This window comes from Bacillus cereus group sp. BfR-BA-01382 (genome assembly GCF_022663475.1).
Classification (GTDB): domain Bacteria; phylum Bacillota; class Bacilli; order Bacillales; family Bacillaceae_G; genus Bacillus_A; species Bacillus_A thuringiensis_S.
Genome location: NZ_JAKUFQ010000014.1, coordinates 70,027 through 90,374, shown reverse-complemented (window position 1 = coordinate 90,374; position 20,348 = coordinate 70,027). Strand labels below are relative to the sequence as shown.

The window sequence follows — 20,348 nt, the reverse complement described above, 5'->3', positions numbered from 1 at the left end:
TGATTCACATAAGGTTGCTGCTGTTGTGGTTGAGCTTGATTCATAAACGACACTTCAAACGGTTGATAATAATTTTGATTTCCATAATAAGGCTCGAAAGGATACATATTATACCGTAAATATGTATCCGTATTATATTGGTACATATTTTGCTGTGCATATGGATTTGTTTGCTGATATACGTTAGATTGTTGAAACATGCATTCTCTCCTCCTTCACATAAGTTTCTACATATATAATATGTACCTATAAAATAATATGTGTGATGGAGTATCTGTCTATTTTTGTCGGAAGTTTAAATTTTTAAAAAATTAAAAAAGAAAACCCTTCCATGCTATGATAATTAAGAAGAAGATTCTCATGGGGGAGGAATCAACATGGTATTAGGGGATTTAAAACAAGCGTTTTCTCAAAAAAAGGGGTATTGCACAGAGAATGCAAATGAATTATTAGACTTTGCGAGACATTGGTATCTCGAAGGAAAAATATGCATTTCAGATTATCGAACATTAATAAAAGAATTAGAAATAAACGGCGCAACAAAACCTACAACAATGACAGAAGCATAAAAATAACAAGAGGGTTCTCCCTCTTGTTATTTACATTGCTCAACTATATTTTGCAAAGTATACGAAATGGCTTGGTGTGTTTCAAAGAATCGTTTACCTTTACCTTTATTTACAAAGCATTGTAACACATTCGTTTGTAAATTATCGTATACTTGATCAATTTGCTGTACATGTATATACTTTGGCTTTTCTTCTTTAATCCACGAATAAGCTAATTCTTTCCACTTCTTTAATTCCTCATCTACCATGTCTACAAATGGTTTCATATCCTTATAAAAGTCGTATTCGATTAGTTCTCTTTTTTTTATATTCGCTTCATTATTATACTGCATGAGTTTTTCTGAAGACTGTATTAATGCTTCATTCTTCATCTCTTTCCCACCTTATTATGCACTCACTACGACGTTTTGAAATGTCTTTACCCAATTCCCTTTTTCTTCGTGATGCACTAATTTATTTTCCATATGTTCAATATGCATTTCTGTTATTTCTATCTTATTACATATTTTTTCACTCGCATCCTTTAATGCATGATTCATTCTAATCCCTATATTCATTTCCAGCAAATCGAGAGAACTTAACATTTGATCCATTTTTTTCATTACATCTTCCTTCTGAACCATCGCCATATACAAAACGCCTCCTTCTTTGCTTTTCCTTTGTCATGTAATTTCGCCGAACGATTCACCACTCCTGCCCACATGACAAAACTAGTTGTTATTCGTCAAAGAAATCATTTCGTATGTCATTTATAGAAATGGTAACAATACAAAAAGGAGGTGTAGTACAATGGCAAAGAACAAAAATGAAAAAAAGAAAAACCAAAACAAACAACAAAATAAACCCGAGACTGGCAATCCAAAGCTAGATGGTCCAAACTTCCCTGCTACATAAAGCGAGACTTTATTACGTACGGTTAAATTTCAAGTCACCCTTAATCTCCTACTAGCATTACGTTTTGAGATTAAAGTCGTAGCAAGCATAGCAGGATTATTTCAAATTAAGAAGTCCCGTCTTCAAAATGGAAGACGGGACTTCTTTTTCATTATATCATGAACTCATCCATCCTTTTAACGAAACGATTTACGATAGATATCCTATAGATTTGTTCCCTCTTTCTCCTATACCATTCTGTTATATTAACTTCCTCTTTAGGTTCTTCAAGTACAAATAGCACATTCATTTTCATATTTGCACAAAACCAATCTCTCATTTCTATTTCTTCATGTAAAACAACAGGATAACTATCTCTAAGTGCTGGCGTACACGATTTTCTAGTTTCCTTTGAGTAAAATTCATAATCTTCTCTAGACCCAGTATGTGTAGTTTGCACTGCAAACTTATAAAACGAACCATTATAAATTGGATGAAACAATAACCATGCTAATTTTTTTCCCAATTCTATACGCTGTTGTAACGTTTCAAATTGATAAACCGAAAATCCATACATCCTCCCTTCAATTGTTGGGAAGATAACTGCACTAATATGAAATCTTTCTTGTACTTTAAAAAGTGCAGTATGGAATACATGTTTTTTAAAATATGTGCTCTCAATGACTGGTTTTTGAATTTTATTTTGTTCATTTATAATAAGGGCTGTTATAAGCCTATTCATATCTCTTTTCTCCCAGAAAAGTAACCATTCTTTTTCCATAAAAATTGATACGCTGAAATATTGCAACAAATGAAAGAGAGGTGTACGTCTCTTCTTACTTTCCTCATACAATAATAGCTGAGGAAAGGCATCTAAGAAAATAATCCAATTAGCTTGTTCGTACAGAAGAAATAAATGTTTTTTTACCGTTTTAGGTAAAACAGTAGCATAATATCTCCCTTCTAAATCGGTCATATTCCATCCCGCATTTCTCGAAACCATACTCGCTAAAAAGGCCCACCTGATTTCACTATTTCTTAAATAATATTCTTGATAAGATTGTGTCCGAGAAATATTGTCCACATTAGCTATTTCTGTTTTCTTTGTAATATTGCGAATGATTGCTTTTTCTTCCTCTGTACAAAACTTTTTTTCTCGATTTTGTTTAATTTTCATATAATCATTCCATGTCAACATAAATAAGTCATCATACCTTTCATCAAAAAGGTCACATCTTTTTTCATTTTTTGATATAATCACCTTTGTAAGTAATTCTTAGTAAGTTGGGAGTGGACACACTATGACCATTCGTTACCCAAATGGAAAAAGGTATAATCAAGCTTCACAACCTCAAAAAACACCTATAAAAACACATACTTATAGCAACAGAGGTATGTCCCTTGAAGAGGAATTGAATGAAACAAATCAATATTACTTAACCCATAATATTGCATGTGTACATAAAAAACCTACACCTCTTCAAATTGTAAAAGTAGATTACCCCGCTCGAAGTGCTGCAGTGGTAAAAGAAGCGTATTTTAAACAACCTTCTACAACAGATTACAACGGTGTATACAAAGGGAAATACATCGATTTTGAAGCAAAGGAAACAAAAAATAAAACTAGTTTCCCACTTCAAAACTTCCACCTTCATCAAATAGAACATATGAAGCAAGTGGTTGCTCATAATGGAATTGCATTTGTCATTATTAAATTTACACTTTTTGATGAATTTTATTTATTAGATGCAAAACATATTATTGCATTTTGGAATCGTCAAAATACTGGTGGACGCAAGTCGATTACGAAAGAAGAAATAGAAGAGCATGGATCCTTATTATCATGCGGTTATCACCCTCGGATTGACTATATCCGTGTACTAGACACGGTTTATTTTTCGTGATAGAGTCATCACTAAGGCTCTTTTTTCGACTTTTGGGGAGAGAATGAAAGGTAGGAGAAAGTATAATGTCAGATAATTATCGTTCTCGTACAGAACGAAATCATGTGAAAAATCAAGAGAAAAAAACACATAAAGAAGAAAAACCAAAGAAAAAAGGCTCCTTTTTCAAGAAATTCCTTATAGGTTGTCTACTTCTTGGTATCGTTGGTCTCGTAGCCGGCGTTTCCGCTTTCTTTGTTATGGTAAAGGACGCTCCAAAATTAGACAAATCCAAACTTGTTAATCCTTTATCAACAAAGTTTCTTGATAAAAACGGGAATTTCTTCTATGAATACGGTGCTGAAAAACGAACGCATGTTACTTATGATCAAATTCCAAAAGTAGTTGAAAATGCATTCCTTGCAACTGAGGATTCGCGTTTCTATGATCATAATGGAATTGATTTTAAACGAACTACAAAAGCAGTTATGGAAAATGTCACTGGTGGTTTCGGTTCCCAAGGTGGTAGTACGATTACACAGCAAGTCGTTAAAAACTATTTTCTAACGATGGATAAAACTGCTAAGAGAAAAGTACAAGAATGGTACTTATCTTATAAATTAGAGCAACAATACTCTAAACATGAGATTTTAGAAATGTACTTAAATAAGATTAATTTAGGTAACCGTTCATATGGTATTGCGACAGCAGCGCAAAAATATTATGGTAAAGATTTAAAAGACTTGCAATTACATGAAGCTGCTATGCTCGCTGGTTTACCCCAAGGTCCAAACATTTATGATCCAACAAAAAAGGAAAATGTTGAACGAGCAACAAATCGTCGTAATGTTGTATTATCATTAATGAATCGACATGGTTATATAACAAAAGAAGAAATGAATAACGCCGTTAAGATCCCAGTAACAGAGGGCCTTCAACCGTCTTCAGAAGTAACTGAGATGAAGTATCAAGCATTTTTAGATGCGGTTGTAAAAGAAGTTGAAAAAGAATATCCTGATGTAAATATCGGTTCAGATGGTTTAACGATTCATACAACACTTGATCAAGATGCTCAAGATTACGCTGACAAAATTATGGATGGCAATCTTATTAAGTATCCAGACGATCAATTCCAAGGGTCATTCGTATTTATGGATACACAGTCTGGAGAAGTTCGAGCAATTGGTGCTGGACGTAAAGAAAGTAAGTCTACTTTCAAAGGTCATAATATGGCAACTGATTTAAAACGCCAAGTTGGTTCAACAATGAAACCAATTTTCGACTACGGTCCGGCAATTGAAAATTTACAATGGTCTACATACCATCAATTAAACGATTCAGAGTATACGTATTCCAATGGTAAAAAAATACAAAATGCAACAAAGAGCTACAAAGGTGACGTTTCACTACGTGAAGCTTTGAAAAAGTCATTAAACATTCCAGCTTTAAAGACAGCACAAACAGTTGGTCTTAATAAGTCAAAAGAATTCGCTGAAGGTTTAGGCATGACCTTTAAAGAAGGAAAAGTCTACGAATCAACAGCAATCGGTAGTAACGAGGGGTCTCCATTGGAAGTAGCAGGTGCATATGCAACCTTCGGTAATAGTGGTAACTATAATAAACCACACTTCGTAAAAGAAGTAACCTTCCCGGACGGGAAAAAGAAAAGCTTTAAACCTAAGGAACAACGCGCAATGCAAGACTATACAGCTTACATGGTTACTGACGTTCTTCGTGACGTAGTAAAACCTGGTTCTGGTGGTACAGGTCCAACAGCATACGTTTCAGGTGTTGACGTAGCAGGTAAAACAGGAACACAAAACTTTGATGCATCAGTTCTTCAAAAATATGATATCCCAGCTGATGCAAACAGAGATAGCTGGTTTGCTGGATATACACCACAATACACAATGGCTGTTTGGACTGGTTACGAAAAAGATGGTCCAAAAAATTATGTTAGTGATCGCTCCACTAGAATTGCACAGCAAATGTTCCAAATAATGATGAGCAAATTCGCTACAGATAAATCACGCTTTGAACGTCCTTCTTCTGTACAAGAAATAAACGGAGAGTTATACGTTAAAGGTGCGAAAAAAGATGCAATTAAACAAATTAAAGTAGATGCCCCTAGTGGTCTGAATGTCACTTTTGATGGCGCTAGCACAGTTACACTAAACTGGTCTGGACCAGCAGAAGTTGACGCATATGCAGCCAGCTATAAAGCAACTGACGGTTCAAGTGGTAGCCTATCAATAAGTGGTACGACAGCTACTCTTGGTGGTATTAAACCAGGTGTTACTTACAGCTTCTCTGTAGTAGCGAAAAAAGGTACTGGAACAAGCCCAGCAATTGGTGCATCCTTCACTGCGCCTGGCGGAACTCCAGATGCGAAAAAAGCTGATGAAGAGGCTAAGAAAAAGGCCGATGAAGAAGCTAAGAAAAAAGCTGATGAGGAAGCCCAGAAAAAAGCTAATGAAGATAAAGTAAAACAAGACGAAGCTAAGAAAAAAGCTGATGAAGAGGCTAAGAAACAACAAGAACAGCAGCAACAACAAGAACAACAACGTAAACAGCAAGAAGAAGCTCAAAAGAAAGCTGATGAGGAAGCTAGAAGAAAAGCTGAAGACGAAGCTAAGAAAAAAGCTGAAGACGAAGCTAAGAAGAAAGCTGAAGAAGAGGCCAAGAAAAAAGCTGAAGACGAAGCTAAGAAACAACAAGAACAGCAACACCAAAATACCGGAGGAGATACACCTCAGGCAGACGGTGCTGTTGTTACAACAGAGTCCTAATAAACAAAAAAAGAAGTCCGTTTCTCTTAACGAGAAGCAGACTTCTTTTTTGTTATCATTTTCTTTACAAACAGCTTTTCTATTTCGATATATAACTGCGCTAATTGAATATAAGAATGATAATTACTCGGTTTCTTTATAATGAATGAATACCTTTCCATAAAATTAACAGGTTGCACTTTTAATTTATTCGTATTTATTTGCATTTCATTCAAACTATGAACAGGTTGCTCATTTAACCAATAGACAACCGATAACAAGTGAGCTGCAAAAAGAATCATTGGCCCCTCAGCCTCTTGCTTATCTCTATTTCGAAACAGTATAGCAATGTCTTCATGCTTATTTTTCCATACATTCAACACTGCTGGAATACTGTTTTCAATTTCCTTCCATGGCTCATACTGTCTTTCAATATCAAATATAAAGTAAGTATTTTGTATTATTTCTTCAAAAGACTCGTCTGTATGATACTCAATTGAATTTACGCTTTCTTTAAAAAATGGTAAGCAATGAAATTCTTTCGGTATTTCTATAACTCGCTCCATCCTTTATTTCACCTTCATTCGCTTCTTTCCTTCACGACATACTTCTAACAGCCTGCACTCCTCACATTGCGGTCGTTGTGCTTTACAGTGATAACGTCCAAAGAAAATCATACGATGATGCGTAACCCCCCACTCATCCATCGATACTTTCTTCATTAACGTTTTTTCTACTTCTAACACAGAGTCTTTCCATCTACAAATCGCTAATCGTTTACTCACTCGCTCCACATGTGTATCAACAGCAATTGCCGGAATCCCAAACGCTACGGAAACTACAACATTCGCTGTTTTCCTTCCTACACCTGGTAATTTCGTAAGTTCATCTCGATCGCTCGGTACCTCCCCATTATAGTCATCTAATAACATTCGGCATAATTTTTGAATGTTTTTTGCTTTATTTCTATACAATCCGATAGAGCGTATATCTTGTTGTAATTCTTCTAGAGAAACACTTAAATAATCTTCTGGTGTTTTATATTTTTGAAATAAATTTCTTGTCACTTTATTTACAAGTACATCTGTACATTGTGCAGATAACGCCACCGCGATTACAAGTTCAAATGGATTGTCATGAACCAATTCACAATGTGCTTCTGGATACATATCCGCCATTGTGTCTAAACAATAACGGATTTGCGTTTTGTTAAGCATATTTCCCCTCCTATATTACTGCTCCAACCAATTATAAAAAGGCACTTTTCCAGTAAATTTCGTCTCTTGTTTTGTCATTTGTTGTGCTCTTTGTTGATTCGCTCTAAATTTTTGACCTTGATTTTGAGCCTGATCTACCGTTTTAATTCCATTCTTTTTCCACTCAAATAAAATACGATCAATATATCGGAAATTTAGTTTTCCACTCATTACAGCTTCTCTAAGAGCCGCTTGAATTAAATTTGGATGATGTTGATCTTGGTCCTCCCACATTCCTAACGTTTCACATTCGAACGGCGAAAGTGGTCTTCCAAATTCTTTTTCGAATACTGTATATAAATTTACTTGCAGCTGTTTTTTTTCTTTTTGCTCTTCCTCTATTGATTCATCCATTAAGAAATGTAATATTTTTTCCCATAACGGTTGTAAAGAATAACTTTCGCACATCATCGCTTCTGATCTTTGTCCACCTTCTAGTGATAAAAAACCTTTTTGAATCAACGCTTGAATTATTTCCATACATTTCATTTCTGTTATCGTCATCCGTTCAGAAATCTCTGAAGGAGTCGGAAACGAATTACCTGATTCTAAAAATGTATGTATATGAAGTACAACCATAAATTCCGTCTCATTTAAACCTAATTTTTTATAATGCATCATAAGCAATTTTGGAATTGCAATGCTTCCCTGCTCAAACCACTGTAACATCATTTTCTTTTTCATCACCAAACACCTCGCTCTCTAGTATAACACACCTTTAGCTATTTCTTTTTGCCACAATTCGTCAAAAAAACCTCCCCATTAATAGGGAGGTTTTGTATATTACATAAATGAAATATACAATTAAGCTTGCACTTTACTTTTCATAAATGTATGGATGCGTTCCAATGCTTTCTCTACTTGTTCAAGAGATGTCGCATATGATAAACGAACATTATTTGGAGCACCAAATCCTGTACCTGGTACAAGAGCCACTTTTTCCTCTTCTAATAGAGCTTTTGCCCAATCATCAACTGTTGCATATCCTGATAAAGCTACAGCTTCTTTTACGTTAGGGAATAAGTAAAATGCACCTTGCGGTTTAATACAAGTAAAGCCAGGGATTTGAATTAATTTATCATAAATGATGTTTAATCTCTCTTCAAAGGCTTGACGCATTGTTTCCACAGGTTCTTGTGAGCCTGCATATGCCGCAATTGCGCCGTATTGAGCGATTGAAGTAGGGTTTGACGTACTATGACTCGCTAAGTTCGTCATCGCTTTAATAAGCTGCTTATTTCCTGCAGCATATCCAATACGCCATCCTGTCATAGAATGAGATTTAGATACACCATTAATAATAAGTGTTTGTTCTTTTAATTCATTAGAAAGCTGGGCAATTGAAATATATTCTACGCCACCATAAATTAATTTTTCATAAATTTCATCAGAAACGATTAAAATATCATGTTCTAAACATACTTCTCCAAGCTGTTGTAATTCTTCTTTGCTATAAATCATTCCTGTTGGATTGCTCGGTGAATTAATAATAACTGCTTTCGTTTTCTCTGTAATTGCCTCACGCAGCTGCTTTGCTGTAATTTTGTACTCATTGTCTTCTAAACCTTCTACATAAACCGGCTTACCGCCAGCAAGCTTTACTTGCTCTGGATAGCTTACCCAGTAAGGAGTTGGGATGATAACTTCATCTCCCTCATCAAGTAATACTTGGAATAATGTATATAATGCATGCTTTGCGCCATTACATACAATAATTTCAGATGGATCATACGCAATACCTTGATCGCGAGTAAATTTCTTCACAATTTCTTGTTTTAACGATTGTAATCCACCTGTTGGTGTATACTTCGTATGCCCTTCTAACATTGCTTTATGTGCAGCATCCATAATATGCTCTGGTGTATTAAAGTCAGGTTCCCCTGCCCCTAATGCAATTACATCATGACCCTCTGCTTTTAATGCTTGTGCCTTTGCTGTAATTTCTAAAGTTGAAGACGGTGTTAAAGCAGCTACTCGCTTTGCTAATTTCATTTGTAGTTCCCCCTACATCTATTTTTCAATGCTATATCGTCTTAAAAATTTTCCATCTTTAAATTCAAGATAGTAATAACTATAACGATTGTCATCATCAATATATGTAACTTCCCATAGTGGTACATCATTTTCAAAGCCTAATTTCACTTTCATAATCTCTTTCGGCTTACTTTTTGATTCCTTACTTTCATTGCCGACTTGCTCTATTGTTCTTTGTATAGCCTCTTTTTCAGAAATACCTTCGCTCTTTTTCCTTACTACAGTATCCCCTTTTTTCTCAGGCACCCAAACGATAAGTTGTTCTCCCTTTTCATCTGTACCTTGCACGACTATATATGCAGATTTTCCGTTGTAATAATCAACAGATTTCACCTTTGTAAGCTTTGCTTTTTCTTTAGCAATTTCTACAAATTTCGACTCTTTTGGAATTTTCTTTCCCATCGCTTTATTATAAACATACGCCCCATATATTCCGCTAGCAACGATAACAATAATGATTGCAAAAATCCACTTTTTCATTGTATCGCTACGTTCTGTAAATCGTAAATACAGCTGTTTCTTTATCTTTTTCGTCTAATGCTAGTCCGAACATGAGGTCCTGCTCTTTTAACGTACGATTCAAACTATCAACAATTTTATACAAATCAGACGAATATTTAATACGCGTCGTTGATAGTACTTCGATTTTCTTCTCCATGAAAAAACTCCTCCGTTACACAAAAATTTCTAATTATAGAAGAACGCAATGCGGTTACAATAAGAGTACATTCTTTACAACCCCTGCTTCATCACCCATCTATTATAGCAGGACATGTACAGCAAAAAAAGGTTTCAAGTCGAAAACCAACACATTTTGTATACAAGAAGTAAGAAAAATAAAATTCCTCCTACCCACATTTTTTACGCCTGAAGTTTATAAGTACTTCAGGCGTATTTTTCTTCCATTTTTATTCATTTAATGGTTCTTCTAATTGTACTAATAATTCTTCTAATGGCCCTTCATAAAGAGGTACGTTAGGGATCGATTGTAGAAATCGTTTTCCATAGGAAGAACTCGTCAAACGACGATCTAACACTACTACCGTTCCTGTATCTGTATTCGTTCGAATTAAGCGGCCGAATCCTTGTTTGAAACGTAATATTGCTTGTGGCAACGCTAATTTAGCGAATACATCCTCACCTTGATTTTTTAGCCACTCACCTTTCGCTTCCATCATAGGTTGATGAGGAGGCGTAAATGGTAGACGGACAATAACAAGACAACTTAAGGCATCTCCTGGAATATCTATCCCTTCCCAGAAACTACTCGTCCCTAATAAAATTGATTTGTCGAACTCTTGAAACTTTCGAATTAAGCGGCTTCGACTTCTATTATTCACACTTTGTGTGAGTAATAAATAACCCTCTAATTCATCATTATTTTTTAAATTCGCATACGCTTCTTTTAACATTTCATACGAAGTGAATAAAACAAGCATTCTGCCTTTTGTGGCTTTCGCTATCTTTGCAATATGTTCCGATACAGATTCAATATATCGCTCATTACTTACTTGCTTAATAAAAGGTACATCCGTTGAAACCATTAATTTCATTTGTTCATCATAACGAAATGGCGACGGAACCTTTAAAGTATTTGGAGCGAAATCATGTAAACCAAGTTCCTCTTTTATATAATCAAACGTATCGTTAACTGTTAGTGTTGCGGATGTAAAAATAACACTCTTTTTTTCTGTTAAAAATTTATCAGCAAATCTTTCACCAATATGAACAGGCTGTGCATATAGAACTGTTGAATGAATCGTCCCTTTCGTTTCAGTCTCCATCCAAGTTACATACGAATTCTTTTCTAATACGAGTAACTGTAATGATTCTGCCATCTTTCTCAGCAACTCAATTAAATGCATAAATTCACCTGTTACAACATGCATCTCCCATTCTAACTTACTTTGCAATATATCCACTTGCTTCTCAAGAGCAGTTACTACCCTTCTTAATTCATATATAAAACGATTTGTTAATTCGACGATACTATCCCACAACTTACCTTTTTCTAGTTCTGCGTTATACCTATAGATGAGCGGCATATTATTTGTTCCTTGTTCTTGCTTTGTTTGTTTAAATATAAAAGTACGTAACATTTGGAAGAGTTCATCCGCATCAAACTTAAGTTCCTTCAAACTATAACTTATCATACGGAAAGTTGAACGAGATGCTTGCTCTGATTTTTTCATCATTTTATATACTTTGGAGAGTACATCTTCTGTTTCTAGCGTCCCAAGACGAGATATAACCAATTGAAAATACATACAAGAGAACTGTTCACCCAATGTTCTACTCGCAGCTTCTTCAATATGGTGAGCTTCATCAAAAATAATATGTTCGCATGAAGCAAACAGCGGTTCTTCACTTGAAAAATCTTGAAATAATAACGCATGATTTGTAATAACGATATCTGCAAATAAAGCTTTATTCTTCGCTCGCTGGTAAAAACAACGACTAAACCAATTACTTTGCATACCGCCTGGACTATACGCATCACTACAAATACGATTCCAAAGTAACTTTCCGCCCTCAGGAATATTTAATTCGTCTCGATCACCCGTTTCAGTTTGCAATAGCCAAACTAAAATCTTCGCTTTCGTAAGTGCCATATCATAATTTTTTTCTTCCTCTTGTAAAGCATACTCAAATTTGTGTAAGCAAAGATAATGCTTTCTTCCTTTTAGAAGAGCTGCATCAAATGAAAATGGCATTATTTTTTGTAATAACGGAATTTCTTTTTCTAATATTTGTTGTTGGAGTTGTACCGTTTGTGTACTTATAATGACAGGTTCTTCTTTTCTCTTTGCAAAATAAAGACTAGGAAGCAAATACGCAAGAGTCTTTCCTGTTCCTGTACCGGCTTCAATTAGTGAAAAACGAGAATCTCTTAACGCCGTATATATCTCTTTCATCATCAGTTGTTGACTTTCTCTTCTTTCAAACTTTGGCATATGTGATTCCAATTTATCCATCGTTTTATTCAAGAAAGCATCAAACTTTGATGAACACGTTTCTCCAAGGTTTAAGGAATAGTTCCGCTTTTTCAGCGCAATATTTCGATGTATTTCATACTCCGCTATATCTTCTTTACCATGCATTACTTTCTTTAAAATATTTTCAGAAAGCACATCAGCTATATCACTTTGAAACACGTCGCTTAATTCATAAAGCGATTGCAACGTGACAAGTGGTAACTTTTCAATTTCATTTAAAAATTGTAAAAATAATTCCGCTGTTGCAAGAGCATCACTATCCGCACGATGTGGTTGATCATGTTCTAGTTCGTGCTTCTTAGCTAAATCACGTAATTTATAACTATCAGCTGTCGGTAAAAGAATTTGAGCCAATTCAACCGTGTCGATTTTAGGACAATGTATTTCTGTATATCCAGCCTGCCTTAATTCTTCATTTAAAAAATTCCAATCAAAGTGAACATTATGCGCAACGAAAGCCGCACCTTGTAATAGCTCAACAATCATCGGGGCTACATCTTGAAATAACGGGGCTTGTTTTACAAGACTTTCATCAATCCCTGTTAATTCTGTAATAAATGGTGGGATCTCTCTCTTTGGGTTAACAAAAGACGAAAAAATCTCCAATACCTCTCCATCTTCTACTACAACAGCTGCAATTTGGGTAATTTTATCCTTCCCATCTTTCCAGGAGTTCCCTGTCGTCTCTAAATCAACAACGACATAACGCTTACTCATATATGTAACACCTCAATTTCTTACCGTTCAAACAACAATAATTTATATAATGTTACTATACCACGTTTTATCTCATCTTAATGAAAAGATGCACAAAAAAGCTATCTCCGCAATGGAGATAGCTTTTCTACTTATAATATCGTACCCGCTTTTTCAGCACCTAACATTTCAATAATTTGATTATTGTCGTCTAGTACTGCAATTTTTGGTTCTTGTTTATGAACCTCTTCTTCCGTAACTAGCCCATAACAAATAATAATTACTTTGTCCCCTGGTTGTACAAGCCTTGCCGCAGCACCGTTTAAACAAACAACACCACTACCGCGTTCCCCTTTAATAACGTATGTCTCTAAGCGAGCACCATTATTATTATTTACAATTTGGACTTTTTCATTTTCTACAATATTTACTGCATCCATTAAATCTTCATCAATTGTAATACTACCTACATAATTTAAATTTGCCTCCGTTACAGTTGCACGATGTAACTTTGCTCTCATCATTGTGCGAAACATAGATGCTCCCCCTTATTTAACCGTTAATGTTATATTGTCAATTAATCTTACATTTTCAAATTTAACTGCAATAGCTAAAATGATTCGTCCTTCGACTTTCTCTACCATTGTTAATGACGGATATGCATATAAATCCGCATAATCTACAGTGCCTTTCGTATGCGTCTCAATATACTCTTTCACAAGATTTGTAATGATTTCTGGATTACGTTCACCTGCCTCAATTCTTTCTTTCGCTATACATAGACTGCGGTATAAATGAAGAGCCTCTTCACGTTCATCTTGTGATAGGTACACGTTACGAGAACTTTTCGCTAATCCATCTTCTTCCCTTACAATATCAACTGGTACGATTGTAACTGGAATATTGAAATCAGTTACAAATCCTTCAATTACTGCAACTTGTTGAGCATCTTTCATACCGAAATAAGCACGCGTTGGCAGCGTAATATTAAATAGTTTCATTAGTACAGTTGCAACACCAGCAAAATGACCAGGTCTTTGTTTACCGCATAATACGTCCGTGCGTTTCACAACTTCTACTGTTGTTGTTTGTTCTGATGGATACATTTCTTCTACACTCGGATAAAATAAATAATCTACACCGTTTTCTTTTGCTACATTTTCATCTCTATCAATATCACGAGGATATCGATCTAAATCTTCATTTGGGCCAAATTGCAGCGGGTTTACAAATACACTTAAAACTACAATTTCATTTTCTTCTCTTGCCTTACGTAATAAGGTAGCATGCCCTTCATGTAAATAACCCATCGTTGGAACAAAACCAATACTTTTTCCACTTGCATGCAGTTCGTTTGTAATTTGCTGCATCTCTTGCACTGTAGTTACGATTTTCATTATTGTTTTCCCCCGTATAACGCTAAGCGGTCTTCTTCTTTCATTGTGAACGAATGTTTTTCTTCAGGAAATTGCCTTGTCTTTACTTCAGTAACGTATTGTGAAATCCCGCGCACAATCTCCTCTTGAACAGACGTATATTGCTTCACAAATTTTGGAACACGATTTACGCCATATGAGATAAGATCATGATAAACAAGCACTTGCCCATCTACTTTTTGTCCTGCACCAATCCCGATTGTTGGTATTGTTAGTTGTTCTGAAATAAGTTCTGCTAACTGCATTGGTACACATTCTAACACAAGCGCTATTGCACCAGCTTCTTCACATTTCTTTGCATCTTCTATTAATTTTTTTGCACTCTCCGCATCTTTTCCTTGCACTTTATATCCACCCAACACTCCTACAGATTGAGGTGTTAAACCTAAATGCGCTACAACAGGAATTCCTGCGTTCGTCAAATATTGAATCGTTGATATAACTTCTCCAGCACCTTCTACCTTCAATGCATGCGCCCCGCTCTCTTGAACGATGCGGCGTGCATTCATCATCGTTTCTTGTAATGATACGTGATACGACATAAATGGCATATCAGTTACAATAAACGTCTCTTTCGCTCCGCGGCGTACAGCTTTCGTATGATGAATCATATCCTCTACTGTTACAGGTACTGTTGAATCGTATCCGAGTACAACCATTCCAAGAGAATCTCCAACTAAAATCATATCAACTTCAGCTTCTTCTGCTAATTTAGCAGATGGATAATCATACGCCGTTAGCATTGTAATCGGCTCACCTTGCTCTTTCATCTTCAAAAAATCTGTTTTTGTTTTCAAAAACTACTCCTCCTTTATGCAGGAGAGAGGAGATGGCCGAAATCATATAAAAAACCCCTCTGGCCATAAAAGGGCAGAAGGGTTGTGTGTTAGTCGGCATTATTCATCCCTCTGTCCCAGTCCGTTATTGGATCAAGGCAGAATCCAAGTTATTATTTTTCATATTACTTCGAATCATGGTGCAGTTCACTCTGATACTGCCCACATTCGAACTAATTATAGCAAACTACAAAAAGGAATTACTACATTTTTTTGAAAAAATAATTTTTTATTCTTATTACGGTATATGAAATTTAACAAGAGAGTATATATGCTATAAAGTGAAAATTTAATCAGCCCGACAAATAGCGGGATAAAGTTTTTATAGATAATTCAATCTTGAAAAGATACATGTTTTTTCAACGCATGTTAAAAAAATCTAAGTTAATTTCTTCTATAATCAATTGAACTGTATAGTATAACTCTTAAACTAATGATACAGGTTAATTGAGGAAAAGGACTTAACAAAGGAGAATTGCAGATGTCTATGAACAGGTGGTTATTTCGATTCAGCAGTTTGCTTGTAATGATTGTATGGTGGATGTCTTTAGGATCCTTTCATGTATTTTCCTCAGTTAATGTCGTAACACAACCCACCGATTTAACGAACGTGATTGAGGTTGAACTAAATGATGATTACTTTAATCCAAATGTCATCACGATTCCGCTTGAAGGATCTACAACATTACTATTGAAAAATAAAGGTAAAAACGAGCACACCTTTACAGTGAAAAAACTCGGCATTGACGTCGTAGTCGAGTCAGGAAAAGAAAAGAATATTACCGTGAAACCTAAAAATACTGGTACATATGAATTAATATGTCGATACCATCTTCTTAAAGGAATGGAAGGCAAAGTAATCGTCAAATAACATGCCAGGCCAACTAGACGGAAGATATTTTGAAGTGAACTTTAAATATGAAAAGAATTTATTATCATGTTACAAATTCAACTCAAAAATATTGAAATAAAAAGAAGTTCCAAAAGAGGAACTTCTTTTACTTAATTTCGATATCTGCAGAATGAATATGATGTACTTTCCCCTCATGATCCTCCAGAAGTAATACACCATCCTCTGTGATTCCTTTCGCTAACCCCGTAATCGTCTCTCTCATCGTTCGAGCAGTAATTTCTTTCCCGATGCTCACAGCGTAACTTTCCCAAAGAATTTTAATGACAGAGAAACCATTTTGTAAATACTCTTCATATAATTTTTCTAGTTGTAAATAGATTTGTTGCATAAGTTCTGCACGAACAATCGGCTTACCTGATTCAATCGCTAATGAAGTAGCAATGTGCTGAATTTCTTCATCAAAATGTTCTTGCTTTTGATTCGCATTAATACCGATGCCCATAATGACAGCATTAATTTTATCAGGATCCGCTTGCATTTCTGTTAATATACCTACAGCCTTTTTACCTTGAATTAAAATATCATTTGGCCATTTTATTCCCACGCCTACACCTGTACATTTTTCAATTGCCTGTGCAACACTAACAGCCGCTAACAAAGTAAGTTGCGGTGCATGATGAACTGGAATCGATGGGCGTAAAATAATACTCATCCAAATTCCTGTTCCTTTTGGTGAATGCCATTTTCTGCTTAAACGACCTCTTCCCGCTGTTTGTTCTTCTGCTACAACGATAGTTCCTTCTTCTGCACCTTCATAAGCCAGTTTTGCTGCAATGTGCTGCGTTGATTCAACAGTTTCTTCAAAATACACTGTTCTACCAATTCGCTTCGTTTGTAGCCCTAACTGAATTTCATTAGCAGTCACTTTGTCTGGCTTACTTGCAATTCGGTAACCTAATCGACGCACAGCTTCAAGTTCATATCCCTCACTCCGGAGATCTTCCATATGTTTCCATACAGCAGTTCTTGAACAACCAAGTTTATCACTAATCGTTTGGCCGGATACAAACTCGCCATCCGCTTCAGAAAAAACTTGTAATAACTGCTTTCTTATAGTAGATTGCATCCTTGCAGCCACTCCCTTATACGCTCTTTCTCATTAACTATGTTCCCTTGTACGATTGCTTCCTCGATTTTCTGAAGCATTTCAGCAACCCACGGACCAGGCTTTTTGTTTGCCCAGTTTAATAAATCATTACCAGTCACATTCATTTCTTGACGCTCCTGGATTGGCAATACATGAAACATTGATTGTACTCGTTTAACAGATGTAGGGTCATAGCTTTCAATCATCGCTTCATATACTCTCTCTGCCATTTCAGCGATATGAATTCCCGTTTTATAAAGAAGGACTGTATCCCAACCCCTCTCCTTTCTAGTACGGATTGCCAATAAAACTGCAACAATATCTTTTATTTTTTTATTCGAAAACTTCCATTGACGTAAAAAGACAGATGGATGTTCTTCTCCGATACAATATAAGAAAAATGCCCACGCCTCAATATCCGTTTCGAAAGAATCCCATTTATACCGCGTAGCTGTTAAGAGTCTTTCTTCTGACATTTGTAAATATGGCAAATGAGAAAATAGCTTCGTCTCTACTAATTCTTTGAGACCTTTCACACAATATGTACCAGTTAACATTTTCTCAAACTCTACTGTAATGCGCTCAATTGCTATATGTTCTAGCAAATGCCCATACGTTTCAATCGCTTGCTTCGTTTTCGTTTCTATTGAAAAACCTAACGTGCTTACAAACCGAATACCACGTATCATTCGCAGGGCATCTTCTTGAAAACGATCCGCAGCATTTCCAACTGTCACGATTTCTCTCTGTTGAATGGCTTCCTGTCCAGCGAATAAATCAACCATTTCGCCTTCTTCTGTCATAGCAATTGCATTCATAGTGAAATCACGACGTTTTAAATCCTCTTCTAATGAACGAACAAATTGAACACTACTAGGTCTTCGAAAATCTTCATATTCGCTTTCTGTTCGAAAAGTAGTTACCTCATAAGGCTCACCATTTTCTAAAACAATTACAGTTCCATGCTCAAGACCAACAGGAACATTTCTTGGGAATATAGCCATCACTTCTTCTGGTAAAGCAGATGTCGCAATATCAATATCTCCAATCGGCCTATCGATAATAAGATCTCGTACGCTCCCACCAACAAAGTAAGCCTCATGTCCTTGTTGCTTTAATGTCTCAATAATAGAACTAGCTTTTTTAAATCTTTCCATTTTTGTCATCCCTTAGTACGTCATAGTAAATCGTTTCATATTGTGAAACAATTTTTTCTGAGCGAAATTGCTCATAAACACTTTCTCTTGCTCGTTCTCCCATATTACGATGAAGTTCCTCGTCCTTTAATAGCTGAGTAGCTTGATTTGCCACTCCTGTTGTATCGCCAACTTCACATAAATATCCTGTTTCCCCGTGTTGAATAACCTCTGGAATACCTCCGACCCGTGTTCCGATACAAGGTACACCACACGCCATTGCTTCTAATAAAACAAGACCAAAACTTTCCTTCTCTGATAGAAGCAACATTAAATCACTCATCGCAAGTAGTTCTGCAACATTATCTTGCTTGCCTAGGAATAAAACGCGATCTTCAATATGTAAATTCTTCACTATCTGTAAAATCGTACAGAATTCTGGTCCGTCTCCAACAAGAAGCAACTTCGCATCTACTTCTTTAACAATTTTAGCAAATGCCTGAACAACATCCTGCACACGTTTCACTTTACGGAAATTCGAAATATGAATAAGTACTTTTTCGCTCTCACTTATACCGTATTCTTTCTTTAATTGAGACATATTACGCTTGAAATATACACGTTCGTCTATAAAGTTATATACCGTTTGAATTTCTTTACTTGGTTTTACAAGCTCATGCGTTTCGTTAATTAATGAATGCGAGACAGCAGTTACAACATCCGATTGCTCAATACCAAAACGAATTAAATTATTTAACGAAGGGTCGGAACCTAACACAGTAATATCTGTTCCATGCAAGGTTGTAACAATTTTAATACGCTCTCCGATCATTTGTTTTGCTAAATATGCACAAATCGCATGTGGTATTGCGTAATGCACATGTAAAATGTCTAGATTTTCTCTTTGTGCAACCTCTGCCATTTTACTTGCTAACGCTAAATCGTATGGTGGATATTGAAATACAGAGTATTGGTTTACCGTCACTTCATGAAAATAAATGTTTGGATATACTTTATTTAACCGGAATGGTAAACCCGATGTAATAAAGTGAATTTCATGCCCGCGTTCCGCCAATTGCTTTCCTAATTCTGTTCCAACAACTCCAGAACCACCTACAGAAGGATAACATGTAATACCTATTTTTAATTTCATTTACATCCCCCTAATAAATCAGCATGTAATAAAACCGGTTTCTTACTCATAAATCCCTCGGCATACAAGACTCCAACTTCTTTTCCAAACATCTTCTCACGAGCAATCACCGTTTCAACGTATCCTTCTGTTAACGGTGTCTTAACCCCATCACTCCCTGTTGAAAACTGACTTTCATACGATTCTAATGCTTCCACCTTTATAGAGAGGTGCTCACTTATATCTATACAAAAATTCGGTTTATGAAAACCATTAATCATATAATTATAAAAAGACTCCACACGATGTGGTGCAAGTTCCGGCATATATTTACGGATTCCTGCTGAAAAAATAGCCTCTTCCACAAGCTTTGCACAATTTGCATGATCTGGATGGCGATCTTCATAGTACGGCGCAAAAACTAGTTTTGGTTTATATGTACGGATCACCTTGACAATTTCACGTATATACTCTTCTTTCATATACAAACCACGGTCTGGCATCGCTAAATTCAGTCTCGTTTTTACTCCCATTATACGAGCTGCAACCTTTGCTTCTTCTTTTCTCAACTCTATCGTTCCATTTGAAGAAAGATCAGCTTCTGTTAAATCACAAATACCTACTTCATACCCTTGCTTTGTATATTTAGCGATGGTACCAGCCATGCCGATTTCAACATCATCGGCATGAGCACCAAACGCTAATATATGTAATCCACTCATAATTGTTCCCC

At 35.8% G+C, this 20,348-nt stretch carries 22 protein-coding genes and 1 pseudogene; 5 read left to right on the top strand and 18 right to left on the bottom strand.

The genetic code is table 11. The features are described 5' to 3' along the window. Positions 1-200 (bottom strand): annotated as a pseudogene (locus MR160_RS09015) (YppG family protein); the annotation flags it as partial. A gap of 177 nt (positions 201-377) precedes the next feature. Here MR160_RS09015 and MR160_RS09010 point away from each other — a divergent pair. Continuing rightward, positions 378-569 (top strand): YppF family protein, encoded by a 192-nt coding sequence (locus MR160_RS09010; RefSeq protein WP_000242652.1) that lies wholly within the window; start codon positions 378-380, stop codon positions 567-569. A 26-nt stretch (positions 570-595) separates the two neighbouring features. Here the strand turns inward: MR160_RS09010 and MR160_RS09005 are convergent, their stop codons facing one another. Both MR160_RS09005 and MR160_RS09000 read right to left on the bottom strand, forming a co-directional pair. After that, complete coding sequence (locus tag MR160_RS09005; RefSeq protein ID WP_079245304.1) at positions 596-940, bottom strand: YppE family protein; 345 nt, start codon at positions 938-940, stop codon at positions 596-598. A gap of 15 nt (positions 941-955) precedes the next feature. Continuing rightward, the gene (locus tag MR160_RS09000) at positions 956-1,198 is read right to left on the bottom strand and encodes a hypothetical protein (protein ID WP_001252036.1); all 243 of its coding nucleotides are present in this window, start codon (positions 1,196-1,198) and stop codon (positions 956-958) included. A gap of 85 nt (positions 1,199-1,283) precedes the next feature. Between MR160_RS09000 and MR160_RS35075 the strand changes: the two genes are divergently transcribed. Continuing rightward, positions 1,284-1,463 carry a hypothetical protein gene (locus tag MR160_RS35075; RefSeq protein ID WP_003277508.1) on the top strand — a complete coding sequence of 60 codons (180 nt, stop codon included), beginning with the start codon at positions 1,284-1,286 and terminating at the stop codon, positions 1,461-1,463. 151 nt (positions 1,464-1,614) lie between these two features. On the opposite strand, the gene MR160_RS08995 is transcribed toward MR160_RS35075, so the two are convergent. Next, positions 1,615-2,640, bottom strand: a complete 1,026-nt coding sequence (locus MR160_RS08995) for a DUF2515 domain-containing protein (protein ID WP_003277507.1) — start codon at positions 2,638-2,640, stop codon at positions 1,615-1,617. 103 nt (positions 2,641-2,743) lie between these two features. On the opposite strand from MR160_RS08995, the gene recU reads away from it, so the two are divergent. Both recU and MR160_RS08985 read left to right on the top strand, forming a co-directional pair. After that, on the top strand, positions 2,744-3,346 hold the full coding sequence (gene recU, locus MR160_RS08990) for a Holliday junction resolvase RecU (RefSeq protein ID WP_000155599.1): 603 nt from the start codon (positions 2,744-2,746) through the stop codon (positions 3,344-3,346). A 65-nt stretch (positions 3,347-3,411) separates the two neighbouring features. After that, entirely contained in the window at positions 3,412-6,114 is a 2,703-nt protein-coding gene (locus tag MR160_RS08985; RefSeq protein ID WP_001283103.1) for a PBP1A family penicillin-binding protein, read from the top strand. Between the two features lie 26 nt (positions 6,115-6,140). On the opposite strand, the gene MR160_RS08980 is transcribed toward MR160_RS08985, so the two are convergent. The 10 genes from MR160_RS08980 to panB all read right to left on the bottom strand — a co-directional run bounded on the left by MR160_RS08980 (position 6,141) and on the right by panB (position 15,308). Beyond that, positions 6,141-6,659 (bottom strand): YpoC family protein, encoded by a 519-nt coding sequence (locus MR160_RS08980; protein WP_000442661.1) that lies wholly within the window; start codon positions 6,657-6,659, stop codon positions 6,141-6,143. A 3-nt stretch (positions 6,660-6,662) separates the two neighbouring features. After that, positions 6,663-7,310 (bottom strand): endonuclease III, encoded by a 648-nt coding sequence (nth, locus tag MR160_RS08975; RefSeq protein WP_098900036.1) that lies wholly within the window; start codon positions 7,308-7,310, stop codon positions 6,663-6,665. Between the two features lie 15 nt (positions 7,311-7,325). Next, positions 7,326-8,033: a DNA replication protein DnaD gene (gene dnaD / locus MR160_RS08970; RefSeq protein WP_000728537.1), complete on the bottom strand. Its 708-nt coding sequence runs from the start codon at positions 8,031-8,033 to the stop codon at positions 7,326-7,328. Between the two features lie 120 nt (positions 8,034-8,153). Then, a complete protein-coding gene (gene aspB / locus MR160_RS08965) occupies positions 8,154-9,341 on the bottom strand; it encodes an aspartate transaminase AspB (RefSeq protein WP_000761559.1) in 1,188 nt (395 codons plus the stop codon). Positions 9,342-9,359: 18 nt separating this feature from the next. Continuing rightward, on the bottom strand, positions 9,360-9,863 hold the full coding sequence (locus tag MR160_RS08960; RefSeq protein ID WP_000758739.1) for a cell wall elongation regulator TseB-like domain-containing protein: 504 nt from the start codon (positions 9,861-9,863) through the stop codon (positions 9,360-9,362). Positions 9,864-9,870: 7 nt separating this feature from the next. Further along, the gene (locus tag MR160_RS08955) at positions 9,871-10,041 is read right to left on the bottom strand and encodes a YpmA family protein (protein WP_000412179.1); all 171 of its coding nucleotides are present in this window, start codon (positions 10,039-10,041) and stop codon (positions 9,871-9,873) included. Between the two features lie 250 nt (positions 10,042-10,291). After that, positions 10,292-13,096 (bottom strand): ATP-dependent DNA helicase DinG, encoded by a 2,805-nt coding sequence (dinG, locus tag MR160_RS08950; RefSeq protein ID WP_097826062.1) that lies wholly within the window; start codon positions 13,094-13,096, stop codon positions 10,292-10,294. Positions 13,097-13,227: 131 nt separating this feature from the next. Then, positions 13,228-13,611, bottom strand: a complete 384-nt coding sequence (panD, locus tag MR160_RS08945; protein ID WP_000490186.1) for an aspartate 1-decarboxylase — start codon at positions 13,609-13,611, stop codon at positions 13,228-13,230. Positions 13,612-13,623: 12 nt separating this feature from the next. Continuing rightward, positions 13,624-14,472 carry a pantoate--beta-alanine ligase gene (panC, locus tag MR160_RS08940; protein ID WP_000707008.1) on the bottom strand — a complete coding sequence of 283 codons (849 nt, stop codon included), beginning with the start codon at positions 14,470-14,472 and terminating at the stop codon, positions 13,624-13,626. Next, positions 14,472-15,308 (bottom strand): 3-methyl-2-oxobutanoate hydroxymethyltransferase, encoded by an 837-nt coding sequence (panB, locus tag MR160_RS08935; protein WP_000851105.1) that lies wholly within the window; start codon positions 15,306-15,308, stop codon positions 14,472-14,474. The genes panC and panB overlap by 1 nt, the downstream gene beginning before the upstream one ends. Before the next feature lie 520 nt (positions 15,309-15,828). On the opposite strand from panB, the gene MR160_RS08930 reads away from it, so the two are divergent. Then, entirely contained in the window at positions 15,829-16,218 is a 390-nt protein-coding gene (locus tag MR160_RS08930; RefSeq protein WP_000062384.1) for a cupredoxin domain-containing protein, read from the top strand. Between the two features lie 127 nt (positions 16,219-16,345). Here the strand turns inward: MR160_RS08930 and MR160_RS08925 are convergent, their stop codons facing one another. The 4 genes from MR160_RS08925 to bshB1 are packed head-to-tail and all read right to left on the bottom strand — an operon-like array spanning position 16,346 to position 20,337. Then, the gene (locus MR160_RS08925) at positions 16,346-17,326 is read right to left on the bottom strand and encodes a biotin--[acetyl-CoA-carboxylase] ligase (protein WP_001192058.1); all 981 of its coding nucleotides are present in this window, start codon (positions 17,324-17,326) and stop codon (positions 16,346-16,348) included. Then, positions 17,311-18,504 (bottom strand): CCA tRNA nucleotidyltransferase, encoded by a 1,194-nt coding sequence (locus MR160_RS08920; RefSeq protein WP_000439310.1) that lies wholly within the window; start codon positions 18,502-18,504, stop codon positions 17,311-17,313. Before MR160_RS08920 ends, MR160_RS08925 begins: the two co-directional genes overlap by 16 nt. After that, positions 18,491-19,636 carry an N-acetyl-alpha-D-glucosaminyl L-malate synthase BshA gene (bshA, locus tag MR160_RS08915; RefSeq protein ID WP_000768306.1) on the bottom strand — a complete coding sequence of 382 codons (1,146 nt, stop codon included), beginning with the start codon at positions 19,634-19,636 and terminating at the stop codon, positions 18,491-18,493. Before bshA ends, MR160_RS08920 begins: the two co-directional genes overlap by 14 nt. Beyond that, positions 19,633-20,337 (bottom strand): bacillithiol biosynthesis deacetylase BshB1, encoded by a 705-nt coding sequence (bshB1, locus tag MR160_RS08910; protein ID WP_000015671.1) that lies wholly within the window; start codon positions 20,335-20,337, stop codon positions 19,633-19,635. The genes bshA and bshB1 overlap by 4 nt, the downstream gene beginning before the upstream one ends. Positions 20,338-20,348: the final 11 nt, after the last annotated feature.